This window comes from uncultured Cardiobacterium sp., from assembly GCF_938028185.1.
Lineage (GTDB): Bacteria > Pseudomonadota > Gammaproteobacteria > Cardiobacteriales > Cardiobacteriaceae > Cardiobacterium.
Genome location: NZ_CALJAH010000083.1, coordinates 1 through 8566 on the forward strand (window position 1 = coordinate 1; position 8566 = coordinate 8566).

The window sequence follows — 8566 nt, forward strand, 5'->3', positions numbered from 1 at the left end:
TCGCGTACTTCGGCAATAATCGTTTGGGTTTCTGTGCGTAATGCCGCATCGAAAGACACCATTTCGCGGTGCCGGGTTTGCCCATACCATAAAGCGCCTTCTGTTATGGTGGTATTACGCATTTCTTCCAGACAAAAGGCTTGGGCGCATAACTGTATTTTGTCCCAATTGTCTTTTTTGGATCGCCCACGTTTGTATTCTATCGGGCGCATTATGTCGCTTGCGGTCTCTATTTCGAGCAAATCCAATATGCCGCCAATACCCAACGCCAAGGAATAGACATGAACACTACGCTCATAGCGTATGCCCTTGCGCGTTTCCGGCTCACCCGCATCTACCCGCTCATGCAGTAAATCGCCCTGTACGGTGAGGAGATTGGCCGCCCACTGTTGCTCATTATGAATTAACGCGCATTGTCGTGGGCAAAAGGCATAATGCTGCAAGGCGGATAGCGGGATGGTTTCCATGATTACAATAATTCTTCGATGGTAACGCCTTGCAAACCTTCACGGTTTATATTGATGCGGTAATCGGAGAATGCAGCCGCAGGTGAACCGCTTTCACCATTGACGCGATCAACAGTCACGCGTTCAAACAGTTTATGTGCAGGCTGACTGCCCAATATGCTGTCATGCTTGAATACAATAAGTTTACGCGCCGCCATTTCACCACGGGCAGCGGAGCGATCGTATTCAAACATCATTTGCAAGGCTTGCCAGAGTTTTTGCAAGTCTTCATCGGAAAAGCCGGTTTTGGCTGCCAGATTGGCAGAGATAAAGCCATGTACGCGATAAAGGGCATAAGGCACGATATGTTTGCGCCCCATAGTGCGCTCTTTCTCCAAATCTTTTTCATTGGTTACCGCCATACGGGTGATAGAAATTTCCAGCGGTACGATGGGATCCAATGATTGGGCAAATGCCAGTTGTACCGGCCCACGAACCTGACCACTATTGACTTCCGTCGTCATGACTGCACCAAAACTACGGATGTCGAAGAAATTCTTGCACATCCACGCGGTAATTTCGCGCGCCTTGGCTTCGTCTTTGGGCAGTTTTTTGGCTTCCGGTTTAACGTCTAATGCTTCATAAGCGCGCTTGTTTTGCAGGTTCAGCACGCTTTTTTCTTTGACGTAGATTTCATAGCCCGGTGCATTCTCGTAAGCAACTTCAATGAAGTTACGGATTTTTCGTTTCAGACAGACATCTGTGACCAATCCCTTGCTACTTTCCGGATCGAGGCGCGGCATATTGCCTGCATCCGGATCGCCATTGGGATTACCGTTGGTAACGTCAAAGAAATAGACAAATTCGTAGCGGTTTTGGATAGACATGGTTGATTCCTTATACTTCGGTTGAGGTTACAGGTTCTTTGGAGGCGAAATAGCTTTGTTTTTGCTGGTAGTAGCCAATGGAAAAGCGGCCTTGTTCATCAATACTAAAATGGCGCGGATAATTTTGCGGCAAGGCAGCGATGATTTCGCCCAAATCCTTGTCGAGGTTTACTGCCAGTCCCGGCTTGTCTTTCCGCAGACGCGAGAGATGGTGGCGTGCGCCCACCAGCAGACGCGGAAAAACGGAGAAGGGCACAGCCGATGCCGAGCCATAGTAACGGTCAGCGATACCGGCATTGATGTCACCCAATGCCTGATACTGGATGCGCTCCAGCACGGCAAACATCCTGCCTAACAAATAGGCCGTGTTTTTACTTTCTTTATCCAAGCTCATAGGAACTCCTTCTTTAATTAAACCTTTGCGGAATTTCCGCGCCAAGATTGCCTTGATCATGGCGATGCGCAATCCGTTGGCATCGCCGTCTGCACGAATGCGGGCAAGTAACTGCGACAACAGGCTCATCGGGTAAGGTGTGCCGTTGATAACCGCGCGCGTCATTTCGCCTGCCAGTACGGGCGAGATATTTTCTGTTTTACCCAATGGGGCTGTTTGGATCAGCAAGCGCCAGATAGACGGTGGCGTTTGCCACGGGCAAGGTTCGATTGCCAAATCTTGCCAGTGTGCTGCCAAATTCTGTGCCAACTGCCCAAAAGTGGTATTTAGCCAAAAACGGATAGAGATGCGCGAAGCATTGGGTGCCAGTCCTAAGATGTAAAAGCGGGTTTCTTCATGCAGCTCCGGAGCGATTTCTTTGAGCGGGCGGCCTTTGGCGATTTGTTGCAAAATGTCGAATACTTTTTGGTTTTCCGCGCCATCGGTTACATTCATGATGTCGGAGAAAAAGGCTTCTTCCGCTTCAGCATTACCATTATCCGTTGCTTCCGCCCAAAAAACCGTGTTGGCGTCGCCGATGGTGAGGCAATGGCCGTTTTCCCGTTGTAGCAAATAGTTCAAGGCAGCAACATAAGCAAATGCTGCATATTCAGATACGGGTGCATTGGCTCCTTGCTCTTTACCAAAGGATTCGAAAGCATCACCATTAAAAGAAACAATAGAACATCCGGAGCTTTGCCCTCCCCATATTTCTTTAATGGCAGGATGTGTTCTGGCAATAGCTTCATAGTCACCGCTAATCAGGCAGATGCCATATTCTTTTGGAGATTTTTTTCGAGACTCTTCAAAAAGAGAGGGTTCCTGTTCTTCCTGATACTCAAACCATCTATCTGCAGCAATATGGTTTAGCCATTTTGCCCATAAAGCTTGAGCGGCGGGCCGCTCAAATAGTAGTTTTCTCTGTCCATCCAATTTGAACACAATATTTGCATCTATCATTTCAGTATTAAACGGAGAGAGGGCGAAGTGTTCAGGATTCCATATTTCCAAAAAATGGATAAATGCTTGCAATCCGACATCATTAGTGTTTTTTAGTAGATTCAGGTGCGCTTTTTTAAAACTATCAAAAGTATCTAATTTTATTATATAAGGTTGTATCTTTGTAGTAGCCTTGTTTTTATTGGCAGTAATTCCTAGTGCGTAACTGGTTTTATCCCATAAAAAGAAAGGTTTTGGTGTAGTGCCTGGCCGTTTGAAAGATTGCGGCACAAACATACGTTTAGGTTGCGGTTTTTTATCTGTAGTTAAGTTAGGGATGGCATCAATTATTTCACCATCTTTATTTAATACCAAAATCCATCCTATTTTCTCATCGCTGTAGCCATAATCTGGAACCTTTGGTTTACCCGCGCCATCTGTTTCTGATAGCAGGCGGTAGTAATAGTGATCCAATGATTGCAATATCATGATTTTACCTCCTCTGCGCGGAAGGGTGGGACTTCGATAATACCATTTATCATTTTGGCGCGGAAGAAATGCGGGGTGTTGCCGTGAGCAAAGTCAATGTCGTGCAGCATCCAGCCCAAATCACGGTTGCGTTCGTTTTCGGGCAATTCACAGTTGGGTAGCGGTTCGTCATCTTCAATGAGCACAAAGTTTGCCGGGAATTCGCGCACACCCATGCAGGGTTGCTGGAAGCATTGGCCATTGCGGGCACGGCGTTTGAACATTTCCAGGTGTTTGGTGATATTTTCTTCTTCTGGTCGTTCGCTTTGAGCGATGAATGCGTGATTAAGCTGGATATGGGCTTCAATAATGTAGGCGACGTCTTTGAGTATGGTCGCGGCGCGTTGTTGGCGATCGTCTTCGATAATGGTGTACAGGTCCTGTACGCTTTTGCGCTTCATCGCACCGCTTGCACTACTGGCAGATATTTTTCCGCCCAGTTCATTACGTCGCACCGATTCAAAGCGGATGGGTTTGAGGACGTGGATTTTGTCAATTATCCAAAGCATCGCCGGTTTCCAGTGTATGGCGGTCAGGATGCCGCGCGCGGCGGATGGGGTAATCACATCGTAAGAAACCCGTTCCACTTTCATTTCCGGACGGGTAAAGCAGGCGTAGTCGCCCCATATATGCAGCCGGACAGTATTGTTCATAAACGCTCCTTCCAATGAGATGCTTTAAGCAATATTCAGGCCAAATTGGCACTGAATACTGCTGGTATGTTTATCTGATTGTCGCTTCAGGGGTTATTTATATACAAAGGTTATCTGCATTTATATAGTCCGGATTATCCCAATTTAGCCCTGCCTGGGCATCGTAGAGGTCTGTGCCTATCAGGGCATAGAATTGTTCGCCAAATTTTTCTTTATTAATGACGTTTACCCGCCCTTTCCCGAACAGTATTTTTAAGGCACTTTCCGGCACTTGCACGGTGTAGCGCTGTAGTTGGCGCAAAAGGCCGCCGATGGTGTCGGCGTGTTCGAGGGCGTTGATGTGTGCTTCTGCGTTGGCGTCATAGGGAATCAGCAGCGGCAGCATATGGTTGCTTTCAATGACGCGGCTTTTTTCGGCGATGGTCTGGAAGGGGAAATCGCTGCCCGCGTTTTTGAGCATTTCGAGGATGTGATGTTTGTCGAGGTCGCTCAAGTCATAGACACGCCGGAAGTAGGCAATCATCGCCTCCGGCGCAAGCAGGTCGCCGTCGTTACGTAGGGTTTCGCGCATACAGGCGGCGTATGTCGCCAGTTCCGGCGGCGCTTTCCATTGCTCTTCGGGGCGGAATATCAGTACTTCACTCTCGTCTGCTGTCCGCAGGTTTTCGCGGTTGCAGCGTCCGGCGGCTTGGGCGATGGAATCGGCGCCCGCCTCTGCCCGCATCAGCCGCGGGAAGCTGACATCCACCCCCGCCTCAATCAGCGAGGTGGCGATGAGGCGGCAGGGGGCGCCCGCTTTTAGCCGCGCGCGGATGGTTTTTAGCACTTCGCTGCGGTGCTCGGCGCACATCAGCGTGGTGAGGTGGCAGGCGCCATCGAGGTGCTTGGCGCTGTCGTAGAGGCTGCGCGCGTGGCGGCGGTTATTGACGATGATGAGGAGCTGCGGCTGGGCGGTGAGATGTTCGAGTAATTCGGCGTCGCTTTGGTTGCCGATGTGTCGCACGGTGGTGCGGCGTAGCGCGGTGTAGAGGCGCGCCGGGTCGGGGGCGATTTCGCGCACGTCGCTGAAACCGCCATAGAAGCCGTGTTTGGCGTCAATGGCGGGTTGGGTCGCGGTACACATGACGGCGGTGCAGCGGTAGTTGCGCGCCAGTTCGTCTATCGCCGCCATCACCGGGCGCAAGAGGTGCAGCGGCAGCATTTGCGCTTCGTCGAGGATGATGACGCTGTTCGCAATGTTGTGCAGTTTGCGGCAGCGCGAGGAGCGGTCGGCAAAGAGGCTTTCAAAGAATTGCACGGCGGTGGTGACGACGATGGGCGCGTCCCAGTTTTCTGTGGCGTGGCGCAGTTTGTCGCGGGTGTCGCGCTCTTGCAGTTTGCGGTCGTCGAAGGTGCTGTGATGTTCCAGTACCGCCGCCTCGCCGAGGTCGCCGAAGGCGTCGCGGAAGGCGGCCGCGTTCTGCTCAATGATGCTGGTGAACGGGATGACGTAGATGATGCGCCGTTGGCCGTGCTGGCGCGCGTGTTCGAGGGCGAATGCCATCGAGGTGTAGGTTTTGCCGCCGCCGGTCGGTACGGTCAGGGTAAAGAGTCCGGACGGGAGCGCTGCCTGTTGTTGCGCGTGGTCAAGGATGTCGCTGCGCAGGCGGTTCAGTTCGGCCTGGCCGCCTTCGCTGTTTTCTTTGGCATCGGCGCGCACGTTTTGCAAATGCTGGTTGAACGCCTGTTGTAGCGCGCCCAAGGCGGGATAACCGCCACGCGCAACGGTCTTGCCGTCAAGGCGGGCGTAAAACGCTTCGGTATCGAGGTAATCGGCATCAACCAGGCAGGAGTAGAGCATTCGGGTGAAGAAGGCCTGCGCGAAGCCGGGGTATTTCGGGTTGGATTTGAGCGGCGGCAGGGGGATTTTTTCCGGCAGCGGGATTTCTGCTTGCCAGACGGGGTTTAGCGCGGGGATGTCGGCGGCGAGGCGTTCTTTCAGCGTGCTGCGGTTGTGGCCTTCGCCGCTGCCGTTGGCCAGCCCGGCGTGGTGGCCAGCGATGCAGTACGCCATCAGTTTGCCGGTCATTTTCCAACGGGTGATGGCTTCTTTCGCGCCTGCGGTGGCGTGGTCCACGCGCTTGCCGCCGCGCAGGCGGTTTTGGAATGGCTCGCTGTATTTGCCGAGGTCGTGCAGCAGGGCGGTATAGCGGGCGATTGCCGCTGCGCCGAAAGGTTCGGCAAATTGGGCGGCGAGTGCGGCAACGTTTTCGGCGTGGTTTTTCAGGGTTTGCCAGTCGCTTTCAGGGCGGTTTTCGGCGGAATGAGCGTAGCAGGTGGGCATAAGGCGCTCCGGTTGTGGTTGGGACGGCGGCAGGATACGGCAAATTGATAGCGATACACCCAAGAACCGGTTTAGCGTCTCCGACACGGACGCCGCGAAGGCCGTACAAATTAGTACGGCGCGCTTGTACAGAACTTTGTGAGGATTGCTATATCAGGATATTGCCTACTATTCCGACGGGACGGGACATCGAGAGTGCTGTGCGGGAACGGAATCGCCGTCCGCACAAAATATTTGCAGTAGAAGGCGCCTTATTGAAGCGCAGTTTGAACAGGCATTGCGCCTGGTCTGAATTCGCCGCTAAAACCAGTAACGGTGCGCCAGTACCGCGCTCATGATGAGCGACATCGCAATCACCGCCGGGCGAATCAGGCGGTTGCCCTTGCTGACAATCAGCCCGGCGGCGAGGCGCGCGCCGAGCAGTTGTCCCGCCGCCATCACCAGTCCCGCCAGCCAGACGATTTTCCCGCCCGCGAGGAACACCAGCAGCGACACCAGATTGGTGGTGGCGTTGTACGCTTTCGCCTCAATCGTCGCCTGTTGCAGGGTGTAGCCGCGCAGCGAAATCAGCGCCAGCATGAAGAAACTGCCCGTGCCGGGGCCAAGAAAACCGTCATAAAAACCGATGGGCAGCGCCGCCGCGCCGACAAATCCAGCAAACGGCAGCCGCGCCTCCCGCGCCACCGCGCCGAGCGACGGCATGAAGATGAACACCAGCGCCACCGCCGCCAGCAGCAGCGGCAGCGCCTGTTGCAACAGCGCCTGCGGCAGATATTGCACCGTCAGCGTGCCGCAGGCCGCGCCCGCCGCGCAGGCAGCGATGCCCGGCAACAGGCGGCGAAAGGCAATCTGCCCGCGTTTGACGAAATACCACGTCGCCGACAGCGTGCCGAAACTGCCCTGCAATTTGTTGGTGGCGAGCGCCGCATCAGGCGGCAATCCGGCGAGCAGCAGCGCCGGAATGGTCAGCATCCCGCCGCCCCCGGCAAGGGTATCGACAAATCCGGCAACGGTGCCGGTCAGCGCCAGTACCCACAGCGACAATTCAGCCAGCATCCGCCACCATCCATTGATCCAGTTGCGCCACCAGCGCGGGTAGCCCTTCCTTTTTCAGACTGGAAAACGTCTGCACGGAAAACGGCGCGCGCCAGTTGGCGAGTTCGCCCCGCACCGCCTGCAACTGCTTGCCCGCCGCGCCCCGGCTCAACTTGTCCGCCTTGGTCAGCAAAATATGCGCGGGTAATTGCCGCTCGGCGCAGCATTCCAGCATACGGATGTCCAAATCCTTCATCGGGTGGCGGATGTCCATCAGCAGCACGATGCCGCGCAACACCGCCCGCGTCAGCAAATAACGCCCCAACAGCGCCTGCCAGTGCGCGCGCATCTGCTCCGGCACCTCGGCATAGCCGTAGCCCGGCAAATCGACGAGATAGCAGCCCGGCTCCGGCAGGGCGAAATAGTTAATGAGCTGCGTCCGCCCCGGCGTGCGCGATACCCGCGCCAGCGCCTTCTGGTTGGTAAGCGTATTGAGCGCGCTCGATTTGCCCGCGTTGGAGCGTCCGGCGAAGGCAATTTCAATGCGGGCATCGGCGGCAAGTTGCGCCTCGCGATTGGCGGAAAAGGCGAAAGCCGCCTGCTGGTAACGGTTATTCATCTCTAGTAAAATGCGGAAAAATCGCCTGAAATATAACAGGCATCCAGCAAACAACAAAAGAAAAATCTTGCGGAGCAAGTCATGAAAAAAAGCATTGTGACAATCATCCTGTTCGGAATCACCACCTGGGTGCAGGCGGCTGATCTCAAGGCGGGCGAAGAAAAAGCGGTCGTCTGCGCCGCTTGCCACGGCCCCGGCGGCGCCAGCACCAACCCCGAATGGCCCTCCCTGGCCGGACAGGGACAAAAATACCTGGAAAAACAACTGAAAGACTTCAAAAGCGGCGAGCGCGCCAGCGTCGTCATGCAGCCGCAGGCGGGACTGCTTTCTGACGAAGACATTGCCAACGTCGCCGCCTACTTTGCCGCGCAAACTCCGCCCCCGGCCGCAACCGAAGGCGCGGGCGACAACCCCGAAGAACTGCTGGCTCTCGGCGAAGCACTCTATCGCGGCGGCGACATGAGCAAAAACGTCCCCGCCTGCATGGCCTGCCACGGCCCGACCGGCGCAGGCATCGAACCCGCTGCCTTCCCGCGCGTCTCCGGCCAGCACGCCAAATACACCCGTACCCAGTTGGATGCCTTCAAAATGGCGGCACAAATTGATGACCAGGCCAGCGAAACCGACCGCGCCACCCTTGTCGTGCGCGCCAACGACCCGAACGGCATGATGCGCGACGTCGCCGACAAACTGACGCCGAAAC

8 protein-coding genes are annotated in these 8566 nt (G+C 54.9%); 1 reads left to right on the forward strand and 7 read right to left on the reverse strand.

All coding sequences use genetic code 11. The features are described from left to right. The 7 genes from cas4 to yihA all read right to left on the reverse strand — a co-directional run. A partial coding sequence (gene cas4 / locus Q0349_RS02690) for a CRISPR-associated protein Cas4 (protein WP_298079336.1) occupies positions 1-467 on the reverse strand: 467 nt, incomplete at its 3' end. 2 nt (positions 468-469) lie between these two features. Then, positions 470-1333 (reverse strand): type I-C CRISPR-associated protein Cas7/Csd2, encoded by an 864-nt coding sequence (cas7c, locus tag Q0349_RS02695; protein ID WP_298079337.1) that lies wholly within the window; start codon positions 1331-1333, stop codon positions 470-472. Positions 1334-1343: 10 nt separating this feature from the next. Continuing rightward, on the reverse strand, positions 1344-3194 hold the full coding sequence (gene cas8c / locus Q0349_RS02700) for a type I-C CRISPR-associated protein Cas8c/Csd1 (RefSeq protein WP_298079338.1): 1851 nt from the start codon (positions 3192-3194) through the stop codon (positions 1344-1346). Then, positions 3191-3886, reverse strand: coding sequence for a type I-C CRISPR-associated protein Cas5c (gene cas5c, locus Q0349_RS02705; RefSeq protein WP_298079339.1), 696 nt, complete (start codon positions 3884-3886; stop codon positions 3191-3193). The genes cas8c and cas5c overlap by 4 nt, the downstream gene beginning before the upstream one ends. A 97-nt stretch (positions 3887-3983) precedes the next feature. Continuing rightward, the gene (locus Q0349_RS02710) at positions 3984-6209 is read right to left on the reverse strand and encodes a CRISPR-associated endonuclease Cas3'' (RefSeq protein ID WP_298079340.1); all 2226 of its coding nucleotides are present in this window, start codon (positions 6207-6209) and stop codon (positions 3984-3986) included. A gap of 300 nt (positions 6210-6509) precedes the next feature. Then, positions 6510-7265 carry a TSUP family transporter gene (locus Q0349_RS02715; protein WP_298079341.1) on the reverse strand — a complete coding sequence of 252 codons (756 nt, stop codon included), beginning with the start codon at positions 7263-7265 and terminating at the stop codon, positions 6510-6512. Then, the gene (yihA, locus tag Q0349_RS02720) at positions 7255-7863 is read right to left on the reverse strand and encodes a ribosome biogenesis GTP-binding protein YihA/YsxC (RefSeq protein ID WP_298079342.1); all 609 of its coding nucleotides are present in this window, start codon (positions 7861-7863) and stop codon (positions 7255-7257) included. The genes Q0349_RS02715 and yihA overlap by 11 nt, the downstream gene beginning before the upstream one ends. Positions 7864-7944: 81 nt before the next feature. On the opposite strand from yihA, the gene Q0349_RS02725 reads away from it, so the two are divergent. Beyond that, a partial coding sequence (locus tag Q0349_RS02725) for a c-type cytochrome (protein WP_298079343.1) occupies positions 7945-8566 on the forward strand: 622 nt, incomplete at its 3' end.

Excerpts from the sequence above, each read along its gene's own strand:
- cas7c (WP_298079337.1), bottom strand. The coding sequence starts at position 1,333 with ATGTCTATCCAAAACCGCTACGAATTTGTCTATTTCTTTGACGTTACC.
- cas8c (WP_298079338.1), bottom strand. The coding sequence starts at position 3,194 with ATGATATTGCAATCATTGGATCACTATTACTACCGCCTGCTATCAGAA.
- cas5c (WP_298079339.1), bottom strand. The coding sequence starts at position 3,886 with ATGAACAATACTGTCCGGCTGCATATATGGGGCGACTACGCCTGCTTT.
- Q0349_RS02710 (WP_298079340.1), bottom strand. The coding sequence starts at position 6,209 with ATGCCCACCTGCTACGCTCATTCCGCCGAAAACCGCCCTGAAAGCGAC.
- Q0349_RS02715 (WP_298079341.1), bottom strand. The coding sequence starts at position 7,265 with ATGCTGGCTGAATTGTCGCTGTGGGTACTGGCGCTGACCGGCACCGTT.
- yihA (WP_298079342.1), bottom strand. The coding sequence starts at position 7,863 with ATGAATAACCGTTACCAGCAGGCGGCTTTCGCCTTTTCCGCCAATCGC.